Annotated in this window: 19 protein-coding genes; 11 read left to right on the top strand and 8 right to left on the bottom strand. The window is 70.6% G+C overall.

Annotated features, from left to right (window positions below):
• Positions 1-128 precede the first annotated feature (128 nt).
• The 6 genes from ABZT02_RS37170 (at position 129) to ABZT02_RS37195 (ending at position 5,225) form a co-directional block, all read left to right on the top strand.
• Positions 129-1,940, top strand: a complete 1,812-nt coding sequence (locus ABZT02_RS37170; RefSeq protein ID WP_356025901.1) for a phosphatidylglycerol lysyltransferase domain-containing protein — start codon at positions 129-131, stop codon at positions 1,938-1,940.
• Positions 1,941-2,050: 110 nt separating this feature from the next.
• Positions 2,051-2,956 carry a dihydropteroate synthase gene (folP, locus tag ABZT02_RS37175; protein WP_356025770.1) on the top strand — a complete coding sequence of 302 codons (906 nt, stop codon included), beginning with the start codon at positions 2,051-2,053 and terminating at the stop codon, positions 2,954-2,956.
• Entirely contained in the window at positions 2,953-3,468 is a 516-nt protein-coding gene (locus tag ABZT02_RS37180) for a nuclear transport factor 2 family protein (RefSeq protein ID WP_356025773.1), read from the top strand. Before folP ends, ABZT02_RS37180 begins: the two co-directional genes overlap by 4 nt.
• A gap of 235 nt (positions 3,469-3,703) precedes the next feature.
• On the top strand, positions 3,704-4,063 hold the full coding sequence (folB, locus tag ABZT02_RS37185) for a dihydroneopterin aldolase (protein ID WP_356025776.1): 360 nt from the start codon (positions 3,704-3,706) through the stop codon (positions 4,061-4,063).
• Complete coding sequence (folK, locus tag ABZT02_RS37190) at positions 4,060-4,671, top strand: 2-amino-4-hydroxy-6-hydroxymethyldihydropteridine diphosphokinase (protein WP_356025778.1); 612 nt, start codon at positions 4,060-4,062, stop codon at positions 4,669-4,671. Before folB ends, folK begins: the two co-directional genes overlap by 4 nt.
• Positions 4,672-4,739: 68 nt before the next feature.
• Positions 4,740-5,225, top strand: coding sequence for a DUF3180 domain-containing protein (locus tag ABZT02_RS37195; RefSeq protein WP_356025781.1), 486 nt, complete (start codon positions 4,740-4,742; stop codon positions 5,223-5,225).
• Between the two features lie 12 nt (positions 5,226-5,237).
• On the opposite strand, the gene folE is transcribed toward ABZT02_RS37195, so the two are convergent.
• From folE to dacB, 6 genes are all read right to left on the bottom strand, one after another.
• Positions 5,238-5,843: a GTP cyclohydrolase I FolE gene (gene folE / locus ABZT02_RS37200; protein ID WP_356025783.1), complete on the bottom strand. Its 606-nt coding sequence runs from the start codon at positions 5,841-5,843 to the stop codon at positions 5,238-5,240.
• 122 nt (positions 5,844-5,965) lie between these two features.
• Positions 5,966-7,999, bottom strand: a complete 2,034-nt coding sequence (gene ftsH / locus ABZT02_RS37205; RefSeq protein WP_356025786.1) for an ATP-dependent zinc metalloprotease FtsH — start codon at positions 7,997-7,999, stop codon at positions 5,966-5,968.
• Positions 8,000-8,205: 206 nt separating this feature from the next.
• Positions 8,206-8,766, bottom strand: coding sequence for a hypoxanthine phosphoribosyltransferase (gene hpt / locus ABZT02_RS37210; protein WP_020122574.1), 561 nt, complete (start codon positions 8,764-8,766; stop codon positions 8,206-8,208).
• 53 nt (positions 8,767-8,819) lie between these two features.
• On the bottom strand, positions 8,820-9,854 hold the full coding sequence (gene tilS / locus ABZT02_RS37215) for a tRNA lysidine(34) synthetase TilS (RefSeq protein ID WP_356025788.1): 1,035 nt from the start codon (positions 9,852-9,854) through the stop codon (positions 8,820-8,822).
• A 192-nt stretch (positions 9,855-10,046) separates the two neighbouring features.
• A complete protein-coding gene (locus tag ABZT02_RS37220; RefSeq protein WP_356025791.1) occupies positions 10,047-11,174 on the bottom strand; it encodes a zinc-dependent metalloprotease in 1,128 nt (375 codons plus the stop codon).
• 66 nt (positions 11,175-11,240) lie between these two features.
• Positions 11,241-12,881 carry a D-alanyl-D-alanine carboxypeptidase/D-alanyl-D-alanine-endopeptidase gene (gene dacB, locus ABZT02_RS37225; protein ID WP_356025793.1) on the bottom strand — a complete coding sequence of 547 codons (1,641 nt, stop codon included), beginning with the start codon at positions 12,879-12,881 and terminating at the stop codon, positions 11,241-11,243.
• Between the two features lie 79 nt (positions 12,882-12,960).
• Between dacB and ABZT02_RS37230 the strand changes: the two genes are divergently transcribed.
• Both ABZT02_RS37230 and ABZT02_RS37235 read left to right on the top strand, forming a co-directional pair.
• Positions 12,961-13,452 carry an inorganic diphosphatase gene (locus ABZT02_RS37230; protein WP_007383738.1) on the top strand — a complete coding sequence of 164 codons (492 nt, stop codon included), beginning with the start codon at positions 12,961-12,963 and terminating at the stop codon, positions 13,450-13,452.
• 100 nt (positions 13,453-13,552) lie between these two features.
• On the top strand, positions 13,553-15,220 hold the full coding sequence (locus ABZT02_RS37235) for a threonine/serine exporter family protein (RefSeq protein WP_356025796.1): 1,668 nt from the start codon (positions 13,553-13,555) through the stop codon (positions 15,218-15,220).
• A gap of 7 nt (positions 15,221-15,227) precedes the next feature.
• Here the strand turns inward: ABZT02_RS37235 and ABZT02_RS37240 are convergent, their stop codons facing one another.
• Complete coding sequence (locus ABZT02_RS37240) at positions 15,228-16,139, bottom strand: VTT domain-containing protein (RefSeq protein ID WP_356025799.1); 912 nt, start codon at positions 16,137-16,139, stop codon at positions 15,228-15,230.
• Positions 16,140-16,266: 127 nt separating this feature from the next.
• Between ABZT02_RS37240 and ABZT02_RS37245 the strand changes: the two genes are divergently transcribed.
• Positions 16,267-16,632, top strand: a complete 366-nt coding sequence (locus tag ABZT02_RS37245) for a YbjQ family protein (RefSeq protein ID WP_356025801.1) — start codon at positions 16,267-16,269, stop codon at positions 16,630-16,632.
• A gap of 25 nt (positions 16,633-16,657) precedes the next feature.
• On the opposite strand, the gene ABZT02_RS37250 is transcribed toward ABZT02_RS37245, so the two are convergent.
• The gene (locus tag ABZT02_RS37250) at positions 16,658-17,419 is read right to left on the bottom strand and encodes a MerR family transcriptional regulator (protein WP_356025903.1); all 762 of its coding nucleotides are present in this window, start codon (positions 17,417-17,419) and stop codon (positions 16,658-16,660) included.
• A gap of 117 nt (positions 17,420-17,536) precedes the next feature.
• Here ABZT02_RS37250 and ABZT02_RS37255 point away from each other — a divergent pair, with 117 nt between their 5' ends.
• Positions 17,537-18,820, top strand: coding sequence for an ion channel protein (locus ABZT02_RS37255; protein WP_356025803.1), 1,284 nt, complete (start codon positions 17,537-17,539; stop codon positions 18,818-18,820).
• Between the two features lie 30 nt (positions 18,821-18,850).
• A complete protein-coding gene (locus ABZT02_RS37260; protein ID WP_356025805.1) occupies positions 18,851-20,257 on the top strand; it encodes a glutamate decarboxylase in 1,407 nt (468 codons plus the stop codon).
• Positions 20,258-20,291 lie beyond the last annotated feature (34 nt).

Genomic DNA, 20,291 nt, shown 5'->3' on the forward strand with positions numbered 1-20,291 from the left:
TGAGTGAACCTCTCCTCACGAGACACCGTCCTAGAGGGCGCAATGTCGCCGGATGCCCGAATCAGGCTCCGGATCCAGAGTCACTCGCAGAACCATGGGATGCGATGTCTGTCAGGACAGATGAGGAAATGTCGGGCGGGGTTCCGATCCGATCAACACGGCTACGGCGTGCACTGCACGGACCGCGCCCCGAGGCCGTCCCCGTCCTCGTCGCCAGAGCCTGCGCACTTGTAGGCCTTCTGGACATCGCCGCCGGCGTCTTCCCACGCTTCAGGCACAGCCGTATGCACACGATGGCCGAGGTACTGCCCGGCGCGCTCGGCCCGTTCGCGGCCGCGCTCTCGCTCAGCACCGGCGTGCTGTTGCTGCTGCTCGCCCACGGCCTCAGGCGCCGCAAGCGCCGGGCCTGGCGGGCGGCCGTGGCCCTGCTGCCGGCGGGCGCGCTGGCGCAGTTCACGTACCGCCACTCACTCGTCGGGGCGGCCATCTCGCTCGCCCTGCTCGCGCCGCTGCTGCGCCACCGCGACCAGTTCAAGGCGCTGCCCGACCCGCGCAGCCGCTGGCGCGCGCTCGCCAACTTCGTCCTCATGGGCGCCGGTTCCCTCGTCCTCGGGCTGATCATCGTCAGCGTCCACCCGAACCGCATGGTCGGCGACCCGAGCCTGGCCGACCGCATCACACACGTCCTGTACGGCCTCTTCGGCTTCGAGGGCCCCGTCGACTACCAGGGCGACACCTCGTGGACCGTCGGCGTCTCCCTGGGCGCCCTGGGCCTGCTCACCGCGATCACCACGATCTACCTCGCCTTCCGTCCCGAGCACCCCGCCGCCCATCTCACCGAGGAGGACGAGTCCCGCCTCAGGGCACTGCTGGCCAAGCACGGCGGCCGTGACTCCCTCGGCCACTTCGCGCTGCGCCGCGACAAGGCCGTCGTCTTCTCCCCCAGCGGCAAGGCGGCGGTGACCTACCGCGTCGTCTCCGGTGTGATGCTCGCCAGCGGCGACCCGATCGGCGACGTGGAGGCCTGGCCGGGCGCCATCGAGCGCTTCATGGACGAGGCCAAGGCGCACTCCTGGACGCCCGCCGTCATGGGCTGTTCGGAGACCGGCGGCGAGGTGTGGACCCGTGAGACCGGTCTGGACGCCCTCGAACTGGGCGATGAGGCGGTGGTGGACGTCGCGGATTTCTCGCTCGCCGGCCGCGCGATGCGCAATGTGCGCCAGATGGTCAAGCGCATCGAGCGGGCCGGTTACGAGACCCGGGTACGGCGCGTACGTGACCTCGGGGAGACCGAGCTGGAGCGCGTGAGGCAGGCCGCCGACGACTGGCGCGGCACCGACACCGAGCGCGGCTTCTCGATGGCCCTGGGCCGCATCGGCGACCTCGCCGACGGCGACTGCCTCATCGCCACCGCCCACAAGGCGGACGACCAGCCCGGCCCGTACGGCGACCTCAAGGCGATCCTGCACTTCGTGCCGTGGGGCACCGACGGCGCCTCCCTCGACCTCATGCGCCGGGACCGCTCCGCCGACCCCGGCATGAACGAACTGCTGATCGTGGCCGCCCTCCAGGCCGCCCCGAAGCTCGGCATCACGCGCATGTCGCTGAACTTCGCCATGTTCCGCTCGGCGCTCGCCCGCGGCGAGAAGATCGGCGCAGGACCGGTGCTGCGCGCCTGGCGGGGCCTGCTGGTCTTCCTGTCCCGCTGGTTCCAGATCGAGTCCCTGTACAAGTTCAACGCGAAGTTCCAGCCCCGCTGGGAGCCCCGCTTCGTCGTCTACCGCGCCTCCGGCGACCTCCCGCGCATCGGCTTCGCCGCCATGCAGGCGGAGGGCTTCGTCAATCTCGCCCTCCCGCTGCCGCGCTTCCTGCGCCGCCGCTCGCACACCGCACGCGCGTGTGCGCACGCGGTCGGAGAGCGCGACGTGAGAGCGGCGTGACCGCTCGCTCCGGGACCGGCCCGGACGGAAGCCCCACCCCTCCTCCAGCCCGGGGGCTTCCGTCCGGGCCACGCGGTCCTGCGGCTCCGCGCGGGGCCTAGGCTGAACGCATGAGCAAGCAGAGCGGACGCGGGCGCGTCGCCGGCCTTCCGGAATGGGACCGCTGCGCGGTCATGGGGGTCGTGAACGTCACCCCCGACTCCTTCTCCGACGGCGGCCGCTGGTTCGACACGGCGGCCGCCGTCAAGCACGGCCTCGCCCTCGTCGAGGAGGGCGCCGACCTCGTCGACGTCGGCGGCGAGTCCACCCGCCCCGGAGCCACCCGCGTCGACGAGGCCGAGGAGCTCCGGCGTGTCATCCCCGTCGTCCGCGGCCTCGCCTCCGAAGGCGTCACCGTCTCCGTCGACACCATGCGCGCCTCCGTCGCCGAACAGGCCCTCGCCGCCGGCGCCGCCCTCGTCAACGACGTCAGCGGCGGCCTCGCCGACCCCGCGATGATCCCGGTCGTCGCCGACGCGGGCGCCCCCTTCGTCGTCATGCACTGGCGCGGCTTCCTGGAGGGCGGCAACGTCAGGGGCGTCTACGCCGACGTCATCGCCGAGGTCGTCGACGAACTCCACGCGCGCGTGGACGCCGTCCTCGCGGGCGGCATCGCCCCCGACCGGGTGGTCGTCGACCCGGGCCTCGGCTTCTCCAAGGACGCCGAGCACGACCTGGTCCTGCTCTCCCACCTCGACCGCCTCCTCGGCCTCGGCCACCCCCTCCTCGTCGCCGCCTCCCGCAAGCGGTTCCTGGGCCGTGTCCTCGCCGGCCCGGAGGGCGCCCCGCCGCCCGCGCGCGAGCGCGACGCCGCCACGGCCGCCGTCTCCGCCCTCGCGGCGCACGCCGGCGCGTGGGCGGTGCGCGTGCACGAGGTGCGCGCCACGGCCGACGCGGTACGGGTCGCCCGCGCCGTGGAAGGGGCGCGCACCGAGGGCGCGAGCATCGCGGACAACAGCGCGGAAGCAGCCCGGTGAGCGCCCCCCACACCGACGTGGAGCAGGTGGAAGCCGCCAACACCGCCTTCTACGAGGCACTGGAGCGCGGCGACTTCGAAGAACTGTCCTCGCTCTGGCTGACCCCTGCCGACCTCGGCGTCGACGAGACCTACCACGACCCGGCGGACGTCGGCGTGGTCTCCTGCGTGCACCCCGGCTGGCCCGTGCTGACCGGACGCGGCGAGGTCCTCAGGTCGTACGCGCTGATCATGGCGAACACGGACTACATCCAGTTCTTCCTCACGGACGTGCATGTCTCCGTCACCGGCGACACCGCCCTGGTGACCTGCACCGAGAACATCCTCAGCGGCGGCCCCGCGCCCGAGGGCGGTGAGGAACTCGGCCCGCTCGTCGGTCAGCTGGTCGTCGCCACGAACGTGTTCCGTCGCACCCCCGAGGGCTGGAAGCTGTGGTCCCACCACGCCTCTCCCGTACTGGCCGAGAACGGCGAGGACGAGGACGGGGACGGGACCGGGGAAGCCTCTTCCTGACCCGTCGGGACCAAGAAGTGGTTGGAATCACGCACCCCTGGGTAGGGGCGGCTACCAACCCGTGAGCCGCCGGGTTCCCCAGGGAAAACACACGGTGAAACCTCCTGGCCCCGGCACCGGCCGCGCCCTCGTGGCCCGGCCCTGTCAGTGCTCGCAGGTAGATTCGTTCGAGGCCGGTGTACCGCCCGCACACGGTACGGACCGGCCGTCACCGACGATTGCAGGAGTGATTCGCGTGGATCGTGTCGCGCTGCGCGGCCTGAAGGCCCGCGGGCACCACGGGGTGTTCCCCGAGGAACGCGAGGAGGGCCAGACCTTCGTCGTGGATGTCGTCCTCGGACTGGACACCCGGCCGGCCGCCGCCGACGACGACCTGACGAAGACCGTGCACTACGGCATCGTGGCAGAGGAGGTCGTGGCCGTCGTCGAGGGCGAGCCCGTCAACCTCGTCGAGACGCTCGCCGAGCGCATCGCCCAGGTCTGTCTGAAGCACGAGCGGGTAGAGGAGGTCGAGGTCAGGGTCCACAAACCCGACGCGCCGATCACCGTGCCCTTCGACGACGTGACCGTCACCATCACCCGGAGCCGAGTATGACCGCGTCCTTCGCCGCGGGTCACAGCGACCCGACCGTACAGCCGGTGCCCGCCTCCGTCGTGCAGCAGGTGGATGCCGCCGACACCACGCTCCACAACCCCAAGCGCGCGGTGCTCTCCCTCGGTTCCAACCTCGGCAACCGTTTGGAAACCCTCCAGGGGGCCGTCGACGCCCTGGAGGACACGCCCGGCGTCCGCGTCAAGGCCGTCTCCCCGGTCTACGAGACGGAGCCGTGGGGCGTGGCCGCCGACAGCCAGCCGTCGTACTTCAACGCGGTCGTCGTGCTGAAGACCACGCTCCCCCCGTCCTCCCTGCTGGAGCGGGCCCACGCGGTCGAGGAGGCCTTCAACCGGGTGCGGGACGAGCGCTGGGGCCCGCGCACCCTCGACGTCGACATCGTCGCGTACGCGGACGTGGTCTCCGACGACCCGGCCCTCACCCTGCCCCACCCCCGCGCCCACGAGCGCGCGTTCGTGCTCGTCCCCTGGCACGACGTGGAGCCCGAGGCCCAGCTGCCCGGCCGCGGCCCGGTCGCAGCCCTCCTCGGCACGGTCACGCGAAACGGCGTGGAACCCCGCAAGGACCTGGAACTCCGGCTGCCCGAATAGCCGTTAAGGTCAACACGACCACTGTCCGTGGGACCGCCCAAGGACCTCGGGGGAGTTGAAGGGGCACCGTGAGAGAGCTGCGCATCAGGCTGCTGGCCGCCGTCTTCGCCGTGGCCGGGATCCTGTCCTGGGCGGGCGCCCGCCTGTGGAACTCGATCGGGACCCTGCCCAGCGTCCCGCTGGCCGCCCCCATCGTCCTCGCCCTGATCGCCGTGGTCCTGGTGGCCACGGCACTCTCCATCCGCGCCCGCCTCAAGGCCCAGCGCGAGCGCGCCCCCGAGGCGAAGGGCGTCGACCCCCTGATGGCGGCCCGCGCGGTCGTCTTCGGGCAGGCCAGCGCCCTGGTCGCCGCCCTCGTCTCCGGCATGTACGGCGGCACCGGCGTCTTCCTCCTGGAGTCCCTGGACATCCCCGCCCGCCGCGACCAGGCCATCTACGCCGGCTTCTCGGTCCTTGCCGGCATCGCGGTGATAGCGGCGGCGATCTTCCTGGAGCGGGTGTGCAAGCTCCCGGAGGACGACGACCGGAACACAGGAGCCACGTCTACGGCGTGACGGCCCGGGCGGTCAGCGGGCCATGATCAGGCTCATCGCCTCGTTGCGCGTGGCCGCGTCCCGCAGCTGACCGCGTACGGCCGAGGTGAGCGTCTTGGCGCCGGGCTTGCGGATCCCCCGCATCGACATGCACATGTGCTCGCACTCCACGACGACGATGACGCCGCGCGGCTCCAGGATCTCCATCAGGGAGTCCGCGATCTGCGTGGTGAGTCGTTCCTGCACCTGCGGCCGACGGGCGTAGACGTCCACGAGCCGGGCCAGCTTGGACAGTCCCGTGATCTTGCCGGTGGTGGCCGGGATGTACCCGACGTGAGCGACACCCCTGAACGGCACCAGATGGTGCTCACAGGTCGAGTACACCTCGATGTCCTTCACGAGCACCATCTCGTCGTGCCCCAGGTCGAACGTCGTGGTCAGCACGTCCTCGGGCTTCTGCCACAGCCCCGCGAATATCTCCCTGTACGCCCGCGCCACCCGCCCCGGCGTCTCCCGGAGCCCCTCGCGGTCCGGGTCCTCCCCGACCGCGATCAGCAGCTCGCGTACGGCGTTCTCGGCGCGCTTCTCGTCGAACTCGCCGATGGAGCCCTCGCTGTCCAGCGTCACGGGGTCGGTCATCTGGTGCCTCGTTCCTAGAGTCCCTCACGGCCGAAAAACGCCGCGCCCCCCAGGCTAAAACCTGGGGGGCGCGGCATCCATTCCGGGCCCGGTGACGTCACCGGCGCGGGACAGGTGGAGCGTCAGCTCTCGGGGCGCTCCTCGGGAACGGCCTCCGTGGCCGGCTCCGACGCGGTGGCCTTGGCGGTGGTGATCGCCGGGGCCGCGCCGTTGGCGCCGTTCGTCAGTGCGAGCTCCTTGGGGGAGAGCACCGGCGGACGGGTGGACGGCGTGCGGCGGGAGGAGCCGGTCCAGGCCGGCCGCGGGGGACGCTTCACGATGGGAGCGAAGATCTCGGCGATCTGCTCCTTGTTCAGCGTCTCCTTCTCCAGCAGCTGGAGCACCAGCTGATCGAGGACGTCGCGGTTCTCGACCAGGATTTCCCAGGCCTCGTTGTGCGCGGTCTCGATGAGCTTCTTGACCTCTTCGTCGACCAGCGCGGCGACCTCTTCCGAGTAGTCACGCGGGTGCGACATCTCACGTCCGAGGAACGGCTCGGTGTTGTCGCCACCGAACTTGATGGCGCCCAGACGCTCGGTCATGCCGTACTGCGTGACCATCGCGCGGGCCGTCGCCGTGGCCTTCTCGATGTCGTTCGCGGCGCCGGTGGTCGGGTCGTGGAAGACCAGTTCCTCGGCGGCGCGACCGCCCAGCATGTAGGCGAGCTGGTCGAGCATCTCGTTGCGAGTGGTCGAGTACTTGTCCTCGTCCGGCAGGACCATGGTGTAGCCCAGAGCACGGCCTCGGGAGAGGATCGTGATCTTGTGGACCGGGTCGGAGTTGGGGGAAGCCGCCGCGACCAGGGCGTGTCCGCCCTCGTGGTACGCGGTGATCTTCTTCTCCTTGTCCGACATGATCCGGGTCCGCTTCTGCGGGCCCGCCACCACACGGTCGATCGCCTCGTCCAGCATCGAGTTGTCGATCAGCTTCTTGTCGCTGCGGGCGGTGAGCAGTGCGGCCTCGTTGAGGACGTTGCTCAGGTCCGCGCCGGTGAAGCCCGGCGTGCGACGCGCGACGGCCGACAGGTCGACGTCGGGCGCGACCGGCTTGCCCTTCTGGTGGACCTTGAGGATCTCCAGACGGCCCTGCATGTCCGGGCGGTCGACCGCGATCTGGCGGTCGAAGCGGCCGGGGCGCAGGAGGGCCGGGTCGAGGATGTCGGGCCGGTTCGTCGCGGCGATGAGAATCACACCGCCCTTGACGTCGAAGCCGTCCATCTCGACGAGCAGCTGGTTCAGCGTCTGCTCGCGCTCGTCGTGGCCGCCGCCGAGGCCGGCGCCGCGGTGGCGGCCGACCGCGTCGATCTCGTCGACGAAGACGATCGCCGGGGCGTTCGCCTTGGCCTGCTCGAACAGGTCACGCACTCGGGAGGCACCGACACCGACGAACATCTCGACGAAGTCGGAACCGGAGATCGAGTAGAACGGCACGCCGGCCTCGCCCGCGACGGCGCGCGCGAGCAGGGTCTTGCCGGTGCCGGGCGGGCCGTACAGCAGTACGCCCTTGGGGATCTTGGCCCCGACGGCCTGGAACTTCGCCGGTTCCTGGAGGAACTCCTTGATCTCCTGGAGCTCCTCGACGGCCTCGTCCGAGCCGGCGACGTCCGAGAACGTCGTCTTCGGGGTGTCCTTGGTGATGAGCTTCGCCTTGGACTTCCCGAAGTTCATCACCCGGGAGCCGCCGCCCTGCATCTGATTCATCAGGAACAGGAAGACGACCACGATGAGGACGAAGGGGAGCAGGGAGAGCAGGATCCCGACGAAGGCGTTCTGCTTCGTCGGCGAGACGGTGTACCCGTCGGGGATCTGCTTGTCCTGGTACTTGTTCTGCAGCACTGTGGCGAGGTCACGGCCCTGGTCGCCGATGTAGCTCGCCTGGATCTTCGAGCTGCCCTCGACCTTTTCGCCGTCCTTGAGCTGGACCTTGATGGTCTGCTCGTCGCCGGTGGTCAGTTTGGCTGATTCGGCCTTGTTGTCATTGATCGCCTGGACGACCTGGCCGGTGTCCACCGTCTTGTAGCCACCGGACGAGCCGACGACCTGCATCAACACGACCACGGCAAGGACGGCCAGCACGATCCACATGACCGGCCCACGGAAGTATCGCTTCACGTCCATCCATACGGAGCGGTGCCGCCCCGTCCCTCCTGCCATAGTGAGTTTGATAAGACAGTTCTTCTGACGGTACCCCAGCATTGTCGCCCGAAGCCGCACGGGACGGCTGGCACACCCGTCTGCATGCTCCAACGGCGCGAAACCCGCCGGGGTTCCCGATCGTCCTACAAAGACGGCTCTGTTGGCTCAGCGGGCGCCGCAGCCACGTTTCAGCCGCCGTAGACGTGGGGCGCGAGCGTACCGACGAACGGGAGGTTGCGGTACTTCTCGGCGTAGTCGAGACCGTAGCCGACGACGAACTCGTTCGGGATGTCGAAGCCGACCCACTCGACGTCGATGGCGACCTTGGCGGCGTCCGGCTTGCGCAGCAGGGTGCACACCTTGAGCGACTCCGGCTCGCGCGAGCCCAGGTTGGACAGCAGCCAGGACAGGGTCAGGCCGGAGTCGATGATGTCCTCGACGATCAGGACGTGCCTGCCCTTGATGTCGGTGTCGAGGTCCTTGAGGATCCGCACCACGCCGGAGGACTGGGTGCCCGCGCCGTAGGACGACACGGCCATCCAGTCCATGGTGACGGGGGTGGACAGCGCCCGGGCGAGGTCGGCCATGACCATCACCGCGCCCTTGAGGACGCCGACGATCAGCAGGTCCTTGCCCGCGTACTCCGCGTCGATCTTCGCGGCGAGCTCCACGAGCTTCGCGTCGATCTCTTCCTTGGTGATGAGTACCTCTTTGAGGTCGGCACCCATGTCTTTCGCGTCCACCCGCATCACTTTCGGTCGTCCCAGCGGCCGCCCAGCACCCCCCAAAGGGGAGCAAGGGTTCAGCCTTGCCGAATCACCAGTCTGCCACCCTGCCGCTGGGCGACGACTTTGCCCGGGAGATTGATGGCTCCCTGGCCGCGCCAGCCGGTGATCAGGCGGTCGACTTCCTCGATGTGGCGGGCGAACAGCGATCCGGCCGGGGCGCCGGCCTCGATGGCGGCCTGGCGCAGGATGCGGCGGCGTACGGCGGGGGGCAGCGCGTAGAGCTTGGCGCACTCCAGCAGGCCGGCGGCGTCGCGTACGGACGCCTCGGCCTGGCGGGCCCACGCGTCGAGGGCGTCGGCGTCGTCGCGGGAGAGCTGGGCCGTGCGCGCGAGGGCCTCGACGACTCCTTTGCCGAGGGCCTTCTCCAGGGCGGGCAGCCCTTCGTGGCGCAGCCGGGAGCGCGTGTAGGCCGGGTCGGTGTTGTGCGGGTCGTCCCATACGGGCAGGGACTGGACCATGCAGGCCTTGCGGGCGGTCTGCCGGTCGAGCCCCAGGAAGGGGCGGCGGTAACGGCGGGCGGCCCCGGGGCCCCCGGAGACGGCCGCCATGCCGGACAGCGAGCGGATGCCGGAGCCGCGGGCGAGGCCGAGCAGGACGGTTTCGGCCTGGTCGTCGCGGGTGTGGCCGAGCAGGACGGCGATCGCGCCATGGCGTTGGGCCGCGGCGTCGAGGGCGGCGTAGCGGGCGTCCCGCGCGGCGGCCTCGGGTCCGCCTTCGCGGCCGACGGTCACGGCGGTGGACTCGACCGGGTCCAGGCCGAGTTCGCGCAGCCTGAGGACGACTTCCTCGGCGCGCAGGTCGGAGCCGGGCTGGAGGCCGTGGTCGACGGTGACGCCGCCGGCGCGGAGGCCGAGCTTGGGGGCCTCGAAGGCGAGGGCGGAGGCGAGGGCCATGGAGTCGGCGCCGCCGGAGCAGGCCACGAGGACGAGCGGCGACGGTGGGCGCTCGTGCGGGTTCTGCTCGGTTGAAGCATGGTGGTCGTTGAGGATGTCGTGGAGGACGCGGCGGACCGCCAGGCGTATCGCCGCGACCGCAGGATGGGGACCCATGTCCGGTTCCCTTCATGAAGTTTTCGGGGGTGAGCCCGAGGTTCGGTCACTCAGAGTGTGTAGATGGTGACAGAACCGGGCCGTTCCCCGAGCATTGCACGCCTACCCATCGCTCACGGTCCCTCGGACGGGTGATTGGAGGGGCGTTCGCCTGCCGTCGGCCGGATTCCTCTCACGACGTCCGTACACGGTTCACGACTCGGCCTTGCGGTGCACCCGCGCGACCCAGTCCGCCGGTTTGGCGATCTCCGTCTTGGTAGGAAGAGTGTTCGGAGAGGTCCACACACGGTTGAAGCCGTCCATGCCGACCTGGTCGACGACGGCCCGCACGAAGCGTTCGCCGTCGCGGTACTGCCGGAGTTTGGCGTCCAGGCCGAGCAGCTTGCGCAGGGCCATGTCCAGGCGGGAGGCGCCCTTGGCCCGCCGTTGCTGGAACTTCTCGCGGATCTCGGCGACGCTCGGCACGACGGCCGGGCCCACTCCGTCCATGACGAAGTCGGCGTGGCCCTCCAGGAGGGACATCACGGCGGTGAGGCGGCCGAGGATCTCGCGCTGGGCCGGCGTCTGGACGATCTCCACGAGCGAGCGCCCGCCGTCGTCCTCCTCCTCGCCCTCGGGCCGTCCGCCGGCCAGCGACTGGGCGGCCTCCCGGATGCGCTCCAGGACGGTCATGGGGTCGACCTCGGTCTCCCCCAGGAACGACTGGATTTCACCCTGCAGGTGGTCGCGCAGCCAGGGCACGGCCGTGAACTGGGTGCGGTGCGTCTCCTCGTGCAGACACACCCACAGGCGGAAGTCGTGGGGCTGGACGTCGAGTTCGCGTTCCACGTGCACGATGTTCGGGGCGACGAGGAGGAGTCGGCCGCCGCCGTTCTCCCCCGCGGGGAGTTCGCGGGTGGCCGGGGCGAAGGTCTCGTACTGGCCGAGGACGCGGGACGACAGGAACGACAGCAGCATCCCGAGTTCGACGCCGGTCACCTTGCCGCCGACGGCGCCGAGGACCGCGCCGCCGGGGGTGTTGCCGCGCCGCTCCTGCATCTTCTCCAGGAGCGGTTTGAGCAGTTCCCGGAAGCCGGCGACGTTCGCCCGGACCCAGCCGGGACGGTCGACGACGAGTACGGGAGTGTCGTGGACGCCTTCCGCCCCCAGCCGGGTGAAGCCGCGGACGTGTTCCTCCGAGGCCTTGGCGTGCCGGCGCAGTTCCGCGACGACGGCCCGGGCCTCGTCGCGGCTCACGTCGGGGCCCGGCCGTACGAGCCGGGTCGCGGTCGCCACCGCGAGATTCCAGTCGACCATCTCGGCACCACCGATGCTCGTCATGCGTCAACCGTACGTGAGCGGTCCCACTTGGGGCAGGCCGCGCGGGAGGGCAACGCGGACTCCGGGTCAGCCGCAGCCGCAGGCGGCCAGCGCCGAGGCCGTGCGGTCGAGCGCGCTCTGGGCCGCCGCCGGGTCGGTGGTGTCCGAGGTCAGGAAAGCGAAGGCCAGCAGTCGGCCGTCCTGGTCGACGACCGTCCCGGCCAGGGTGTTCACCCCGGTCAGCGTGCCCGTCTTCGCCCGTACGACGCCTGCCGCGCCGTCGGTGTAACGGCTGGTCAGCGTGCCGGTGAAGCCGGCCACCGGGAGGCCGGTGAGGACGGGGCGCAGCTCCGGGTGGGCGGGGTCGCCGGCCTTCACCAGCAGGGACGTCAGCAGGTTCGCGGTGAGCCGGTCGGCGCGGTCGAGCCCGCTGCCGTCGTGGAAGTCGGCGCCGGCGAGCGGGAGTCCGAGTTTCCTGAGCCGGTCGCGGATGGCGTCGCCGCCGCCCTCGAAGTCGGCGCGCTGCTTGTCCGCGACGGCGGTCTGGCGGGCGAGGGCCTCGGCGATGTCGTTGTCGCTGTTGGTCAACATGCGTTCGACCAGGGCGGACAGGGGCGGTGAGGAGACCTGGGCGAGGTTCTCGGCGCGGCCGGTCGCCTTGGAGGGGCCGGGGGACGTCGTCCTGATGCCGTCGTCCGCGAGGAACCGCGCGAACATGCGGGTCGCGTCCGCCGCCGGGTCGCTCACGCGCGCGACGGGGCCGCTCACGGAGTCGTCGGTGCGGGCCTCGTCCACCATCAGGGCGCTGACGGGGGCGAGGTTGTCGTTGACCCCGATCGGGTGGATCTCCGGGCCCGCGTAGAGGGTCTTGTCGTAGGAGAGCGTGACCTTCGCGATGTCCCGCTTCTTGAGGGCCGCGGCGGTGTCCCGGGCCAGCTCGCGCAGGCTCGCCCAGCCTCCCTCACCGCCCGCGCGGGCGGTGAGCGTGGGGTCGCCGCCGCCGACGAGGACGAGTTCCTTGGTGTCGGGTTCCAGGTCCGCGCGCGTGGTGAGGCGGTGGTCGGCGCCGAGGGCGGAGAGGGCGGCGACCGCGGTGGCGATCTTCGTGGTGGAGGCGGGGATCAGCGCCGTGCCGGCGCCCGCGCCGTAGAGCCGCTTGCCGCTGGCGACGTCCACGACGGCCGCCGTGTGGCGGGTGCCGAGCGCGGTGTTGCCGAGGAGCGGGCCGAGGACGTCGGCGAGGGCTTTTCCGGTGGGGTCGGACTTCACCGTGATGGCCCCGCCGCCCAGTGCGGTGAGCACGGATGCCGCGCTCGGGGCGGGGCGCGGCGCGGCGGCCGTCGTACCGGAGCCGGCTCCGTGATCTGTGCCACCCGTCCGGTCGAGGGCGACCGCCCGGTCCCGCTCGGCCGTACGCTGACCCGAGGAGTCCCACGGACCGGCGGTCGTCGCCACGGTGGCGGCCAGCGCCAGACCGGCGGTGGCGGCGCCGGCGGTGTACTGCCAGGTCTTGACGGTCTTCGGCCGGGTCACCTCGGTAAGCCGTGTGACCTGCGGTTTCACGGCGGCGGCGGTCCGTGCGAGATACGGCCGTACGGTGTCCGTGGCCCGGGTCAGTCCTGGACGTACGGCGTCCGCGGCGCGTGTCAGACGCGGCCGTACGGCGTTCGCGACCCGCTTCACACGCGGGCCCGCGGCCCGCCAAGGCCTCAGTTCAGGCACGACCAACAGCCCCTTTCGCGATCACACACCTGCGTGAGGGACACTTAACCACCAGAACTATGTGTTGATCATGGAGGAGTCACCGGTGGAGTTCGACGTCACGATCGAGATCCCGAAGGGTTCGCGGAACAAGTACGAGGTGGACCACGAGACCGGTCGGATCCGCCTGGACCGTCGACTCTTCACCTCGACCGCCTACCCGACCGACTACGGCTTCGTCGAGAACACCCTCGGCGAGGACGGCGACCCGCTGGACGCGCTGGTCATTCTTGACGAGCCGACGTTCCCGGGCTGTCTCATCAAGTGCCGTGCGATCGGCATGTTCCGCATGACGGACGAGGCCGGCGGCGACGACAAGCTGCTGTGCGTCCCGGCGACGGACCCGCGCGTCGAGCACCTGCGTGACATCCACCACGTCTCCGAGTTCGACCGCCTGGAGATCCAGCACTTCTTCGAGGTCTACAAGGACCTGGAGCCCGGCAAGTCCGTCGAGGGTGCCGACTGGGTCGGCCGCGTAGACGCCGAGGCCGAGATCGAGCGGTCCTACAAGCGCTTCAAGGACCAGGGCGGCCACTGACCCTGTGCCACGGACGGGCCGCACGCGCACGCGTGCGGCCCGTTCGTGTGCCCGCGCATACTGAGGCTTACGGAATGTGTCGTTCAGGGAGCGTTACGGAGTGACGGAGGCGGAGCACCGCAAGCCGCAGTCGGACGAGGCCAGGAGCTTCTACGACTCCGAGATCACGTCCGAGTTCGCCCTTCCCGACGGGCTCGCCATGCCGAGAACCGTCGGCGGCGAGTCGGAGGCCACGTCCGAGTTCGCGGTGCCGAAGGGGCTGGAGGTTCCGCAGCCGTCGGCCGCGGAGCCGGAGAAGTCGGCGTTCAGTACGCCCCGCACCTACAGCGCGAAGGACGCGCCGCCCGCGTTCACCCCGCCGACCGGCATACCGGTGGTCAGTCTGACCAAGGACGTGCCCTGGCAGGACCGGATGCGCACGATGCTGCGGATGCCGGTGGCCGAGCGGCCCGCGCCGGAGCCGGTGCAGAAGTCCGAGGACGATGCCGGTCCGGCCGTCCCGCGCGTGCTCGACCTGACCCTGCGCATCGGCGAGTTGCTGCTCGCGGGCGGTGAGGGGGCGGAGGACGTGGAGGCGGCGATGTTCGCCGTCTGCCGGTCCTACGGCCTGGACCGCTGCGAGCCGAACGTCACCTTCACGCTGCTGTCGATCACGTACCAGCCGTCGCTCGTGGACGATCCCGTGACGGCCTCCAGGACGGTACGGCGGCGCGGTACCGACTACACGCGCCTCGCGGCCGTGTTCCAGCTCGTGGACGACCTCAGTGATCCGGAGACGGCCATCTCCCTGGAGGAGGCCTACCGGCGGCTCGCGGAGATCCGCCGGAACCGGCACCCGTACCCGACCTGGGTGCTCACCTCGGCGTCCGGGTTGCTCGCGGGCGCGGCCTCCGTGCTGGTCGGCGGTGACCTGCTGGTGTTCGTCGCGGCCATGCTGGGCGCGATGCTCGGCGACCGGCTGGCGTGGCTGTGCGCGGGGCGCGGGCTGCCGGAGTTCTACCAGTTCACGGTCGCCGCGATGCCGCCCGCCGCGATCGGGATCGCGCTGACGCTGGCCCATGTGGACGTGAAGGCGTCCGCGGTCATCACCGGTGGGCTGTTCGCGCTGCTGCCCGGGCGGGCGCTGGTGGCGGGCGTCCAGGACGGGCTGACCGGCTTCTACATCACCGCGTCGGCCCGGCTACTGGAGGTCATGTACTTCTTCGTCGGGATCGTGGTGGGCGTGCTGGTGATGCTCTACGTCGGGGTGCAGCTGGGGGCGCATCTCAATCCCGACGAGGCGCTGTCGACACAGTCGCGGCCGCTGTGGCAGATCGCGGCGTCGATGCTGCTGTCGCTGACCTTCGCGGTGCTGTTGCAGCAGGAACGATCCACCGTGCTGGCCGTCACGTTGAACGGCGGTGTCGCGTGGTGTGTGTACGGCGCGATGCACTACACCGGCGAGTTCTCCCCGGTCGCCTCCACAGCGGTGGCGGCGGGGCTGGTCGGCTTGTTCGGGCAGCTGCTGTCCCGGTACCGGTTCGCTTCCGCCCTGCCCTACACGACCGCGGCGATCGGGCCCCTGCTGCCGGGCTCCGCCACGTACTTCGGGTTGTTGTCGATCGCCGGGAACCAGGTCGACGAGGGGCTGGTGTCCCTGTCTAAGGCGGCGGCTCTGGCCATGGCCATCGCCATCGGGGTCAACCTGGGGTCCGAGATCTCCCGGCTGTTCCTGAGGGTCGGTTCCGCGGGGAAGCGGCGGGCGGCCAAGAGGACGCGAGGGTTCTGACCTTCGGTCAGTAGCCCTCGTTGTACGGGTACTGCTGGTTCTGGTTCTGCTGGTTCTGCTGGCCGTACTGCTGGTTGCCGTGGTTCTGCGGGTAGTGCTGGGCGTACGGCTGCTGTTGCTGCTGGCCGTAGGGCTGCTGTTGCTGTTGCTGCTGGCCGTAGTACTGGTCGTAGCCGTTGTGCTGCTGCTGGGGCGGCTGCGGCTCGTCGTGGGACGGGATGCGGCGGAGCTGGGTCGTCGCGTCGTCCATGGGCTGGTACTGCTGCTGGGGCGGGGCCGCCGGAGTCTGCGCCGCCGCCCGCTTCTTCTTGGAGCGCTCGCGCAGGTACTCGATGAGGATCGGGACCACCGAGACCAGGACGATCAGGACGAGGATCGCCTCGACGTTCTTCTTGATGCCGTCGATCTGGCCGAGCCAGTAGCCGGCCAGGGTGACGCCCGTGCCCCAGGCCACGCCGCCGATGACGTTGTACGTCAGGAAGGTGCGGTACTTCATCCGGCCGGCACCCGCCACGATGGGGGCGAAGGTCCGCACGATCGGCACGAAGCGGGCCAGGACGATGGCCTTGGGGCCGAACTTCTCCATGAACTCGTGGGCCTTGTCCAGGTTCTCCTGCTTGAAGAGCTTGGAGTTGGGGCGGCTGAAGAGCTTCGGGCCGAAGAACTTGCCGATCATGTAGCCGACCTGGTCACCGAGGACGGCGGCCGCCACGATCAGCGTGCAGACCAGCCACAGGGGCTGGCTGATGAAGTTCCCCTCGGCCACGAACAGACCCGCGGTGAACAGCAGGGAGTCGCCCGGCAGGAACGCGAAGAGGCCCGACTCGGCGAAGACGATCAGCAGGATGCCGGGCAGGCTGAAGGTCTGGATCAGATGGTCGGGACTGATCCACTCGGGGCCGAGCGCGAGCGTGGTCACGGGATTGTGGCTCCTGCTGGTGGGAGGCGGGGCTGGCTGCCCAAAGTATCAACGCAGCCGTGGTGACCCAGGTTCCATGGGGCTCCCCAGGATGCACTGTGCCTTCTCCGGGACAAAGCTGTGAGCCATGGGTATTGACGAATACGGCGGCGGCCAGGGGCCTCGGCCCGACGTGCTCGTGGTGACCACCAACGACGTGCCCGGTCACCGGGTCCAGGAGGTGCTGGGCGAGGTCTTCGGGTTGACCGTGCGTTCCCGGCACGTCGGCAGCCAGATCGGCGCCGGGCTGAAGTCGATGATCGGCGGCGAGCTCAAGGGGCTCACCAAGACGCTGGTGCAGACCCGCAACCAGGCGATGGACCGGCTCGTCGAGCAGGCACGCGCGCGTGGGGCGAACGCCGTGCTGATGTTCCGCTTCGACGTGACGGAGGCGGCGGACGTCGGCACGGAGGTGTGCGCCTACGGCACGGCGGTGGTCCTGACCCGGGAGTAGCCCCGGGGCAGGTGCTCCAGGCAGGTCAGGCGGTGTGCCGGGCCGCGTTCGCCGTGATCGCGTCCCTGAGGTGCTCGGCGAGACCGGGGCGCATGGAGTCGTAGAACGCCTTGAAGCGTTCGTCCGACACGTACATCTCGCCCAGGCACCGGTGCATCTCGTACGGGCAGTCGTAGAACCAGCGGCAGATGTGCTGCCGGTGTTCCTCCGCCATGTCCATGGCCGCGGGGGAGGCCGGTGCGTCGCCGGCGGCCATCAGGGCGTCGTAGCGCTCGCCCCAGTCGGCCACCTCCACCTGCATGCGCTTCCAGTCGTCCTTGCTGTAGCTCGCGGTGCGGCGCTGCGACTCGGCGTACGCCTCCGTGCCGCCCCAGCGCTGCTCCACCTCGTCCGCGTACTGCTCCGGGTCCTTGTCCCCGAACACCTCGAACTTCTCCTCCGGCGTGAGATCGATCCCCATCTTGCGTGCCTCCATGGCGTGTTCCACGGCCGTCGCCATCTTCTGCAGCTTCTCGATCCGGGCGGTCAGCAGCTCGTGCTGGCGGCGCAGGTGCGCGCGCGGGTCCGCGGCCGGGTCGTCGAGCAGGGCGGCGACCTCGTCGAGCGGGAAGCCGAGCTCGCGGTAGAACAGGATCTGCTGCAGCCGGTCGAGGTCGGCGTCGCTGTAGCGCCGGTGGCCCGCGTGGCTGCGCTCGCCGGGCACGAGCAGGCCGATGTCGTCGTAGTGGTGCAGCGTGCGCACCGTGACGCCGGCGAAGCCCGCGACCTGTCCCACCGAGTAGCCCACTTCGTCCGCTCCCTTCTCGGTACGCGCTCCACGGTGGCTCCTCACGCCACGTGAGGTGCAAGCCCCGCAAGGACACCTCCGGATGTCCCGCCCGTTATGTCCGCTTATCGTGAGCTGGTGGCCCAGGACACCGCGCAGCAGGCAGCCGCCGCCCCGGCGACCCCGGCGCGCGCCTTGCTGCCGTTGATCCTCCCCGCTCTCGTCGTCGGGGTGGGCGCGAGTCTGCTGCTGCTCGGGATCAGCGCGGCGGCCGAGCAGCTTCAGCACGTGCTGTGGCGGAACCTGCCGGACGCGCTCGGGGTGGGCCGGTACTCCGTGCTGTGGATGCTGGTGGTGCTCACGGCGACCGGGGTGGCTGTGGGGCTGGTGGTGTGGAAGGTGCCGGGGCATGCCGGGCCCGATCCGGCCACCCTGGGGCTCGACGCTCCGGTACTGCCGCTCGCCGTGCTGCCGGGGCTGCTGCTGGCAACCGCGCTGATGCTCGCGGGCGGGCCGAGTCTCGGGCCCGAGAACCCGATCATCGCGGTGAACGTGGCTCTGGCTTTCAAGCTGGGGGGCCGGCTGATCCCCCGGATGCCGCGCGGGCTGTGGTCGGCACTGGCGGAGGCGGGGACGATCGGCGCGCTGTTCGGGACGCCGGTGGCGGCGGCGCTGGTGATCTCCGAGGCGCTGGCCGGGCGGCAGCTCAGGGGCGCGCTGTGGGACAACGTCTTCGGGCCGCTGGCCGCGGCCGCGGCCGGAGCGCTGACGGTCACCCTGCTGGACCATCCGTCCTTCGACCTGCATCTGCCGGCGTTCGGCCGGCCCGGCTGGGGCGATCTGCTGGCGGCCCTGGTGATCGCGTCGGCCGCCGCGCTGCTCGGCATGGCGGCCGTGCTGGCCTTCCCGTACGTCCATGGCACGTTCGCGCGGCTGCGGCACCCGATGGTGATGCTCCCGGTCGGCGGGCTCGTCCTGGGGCTGCTGGCGGCGGCCGGTGGCCATCTGACGCTCTTCAAAGGGCTCGACGAGACCGCCGAGCTGGCGGCCGATCCGGCGGGCTGGTCGGCCGGGCAGTTCGCCACCATGACCGTGGTGAAGCTGGCCGCGCTGCTCGTCGCCGCCTCCTGCGGCTTCCGGGGCGGGCGGATCTTCCCGGCCGTGTTCGTCGGCGTCGCGTTCGGGCTGTGCGCCCACGCGCTCGTGGATGCCGTACACCCTGCCGTCGGCGTGGCGGCCGGGGTGCTGGGCATCCTGCTCGCCGTCACCCGGCAGGCCTGGGTGAGTCTGTTCGTCGCCGCCGTGCTGGTGGCCTCTCCCACGATCCTCGCGCTGCTGTGCGTCGCCTCGCTGCCGGCCTGGCTGCTGGTGACGGGACGGCCGCAGATGCAGTTGCGCGCGGACGGAACCCCGGTCCGCTGACCGACGTTGATCTCTTCAGGAGGCACGCCCATGCCACTGCACAAAGGTCCCGACAAGCCCGACGAGCGCCCGCTGTCCGTCAATCCCTTCTACGGCGAGGCCGATCCGGTCGGCGGGATGACCGAGGCCCCGCCCAAGCACCGGCTGCCCACCGCGCCCCTGCCGCCGTCGACCGCCTACCAGGTGGTCCACGACGAGCTGATGCTCGACGGCAACTCCCGGCTGAACCTCGCCACCTTCGTCACCACCTGGATGGAACCGCAGGCCGGGGTCCTGATGGGTGAGTGCCGGGACAAGAACATGATCGACAAGGACGAGTACCCGCGCACCGCCGAGCTGGAGCGGCGCTGTGTGTCGATGCTCGCCGACCTGTGGCACGCGCCGGATCCCTCGGCGGCGGTGGGTTGTTCGACGACCGGTTCCAGCGAGGCGTGCATGCTCGCCGGCATGGCGCTCAAGCGGCGCTGGGCCCAGCGCAACGCCGACCGGTATCCCGGGGCCCGCCCCAACCTGGTCATGGGGGTCAACGTCCAGGTGTGCTGGGAGAAGTTCTGCAACTTCTGGGAGGTGGAGGCTCGCCTGGTGCCCATGGAGGGCGAGCGCTTCCACCTCGACCCGCAGGCCGCCGCCGAGCTGTGCGACGAGAACACCATCGGGGTCGTGGGCATCCTCGGCTCCACCTTCGACGGCTCCTACGAACCGATCGCGGACCTGTGCGCCGCCCTCGACGCCCTCCAGGAGCGCACCGGCCTGGACATCCCCGTGCACGTCGACGGGGCGTCCGGCGCCATGGTCGCGCCCTTCCTGGACGAGGACCTGGTGTGGGACTTCCGGCTGCCCAGGGTCGCCTCGATCAACACCTCGGGGCACAAGTACGGGCTGGTCTACCCCGGTGTCGGCTGGGCGCTGTGGCGGGACGGGGAGGCGCTGCCCGAGGAGCTCGTGTTCCGGGTGAACTACCTGGGCGGTGACATGCCGACCTTCGCGCTGAACTTCTCCCGCCCGGGGGCCCAGGTCGTCGCGCAGTACTACACCTTCCTGCGGCTGGGCCGCGAGGGTTACCGGGCCGTGCAGCAGTCCACGCGGGACGTCGCCAGGGGCGTCGCCGAACGCGTGGAGGCGCTCGGCGACTTCCGGCTGCTGACCCGCGGTGACGAACTCCCGGTGTTCGCGTTCACGACGGCTCCGGGCATCGAGGCGTACGACGTGTTCGACGTCTCCCGGCGGCTGCGCGAGCGGGGCTGGCTCGTGCCGGCGTACACCTTTCCGCCGAACCGCGAGGACCTGTCGGTGCTGCGGGTGGTGTGCCGCAACGGCTTCTCGACCGACCTCGCCGACCTCTTCGTGGAGGACCTGGAGAGCCTGCTGCCCGAACTGCGCCGCCAGCCGGCCCCGTTCACGAGGGACAAGGGTGCGGCGACCGGGTTCCACCACTAGATCCGGACCGTCCGCGCCGCGGGGCCGAGGAGAG

The organism is Streptomyces sp. NPDC005402 (genome assembly GCF_040606575.1).
Taxonomy (GTDB): domain Bacteria; phylum Actinomycetota; class Actinomycetes; order Streptomycetales; family Streptomycetaceae; genus Streptomyces.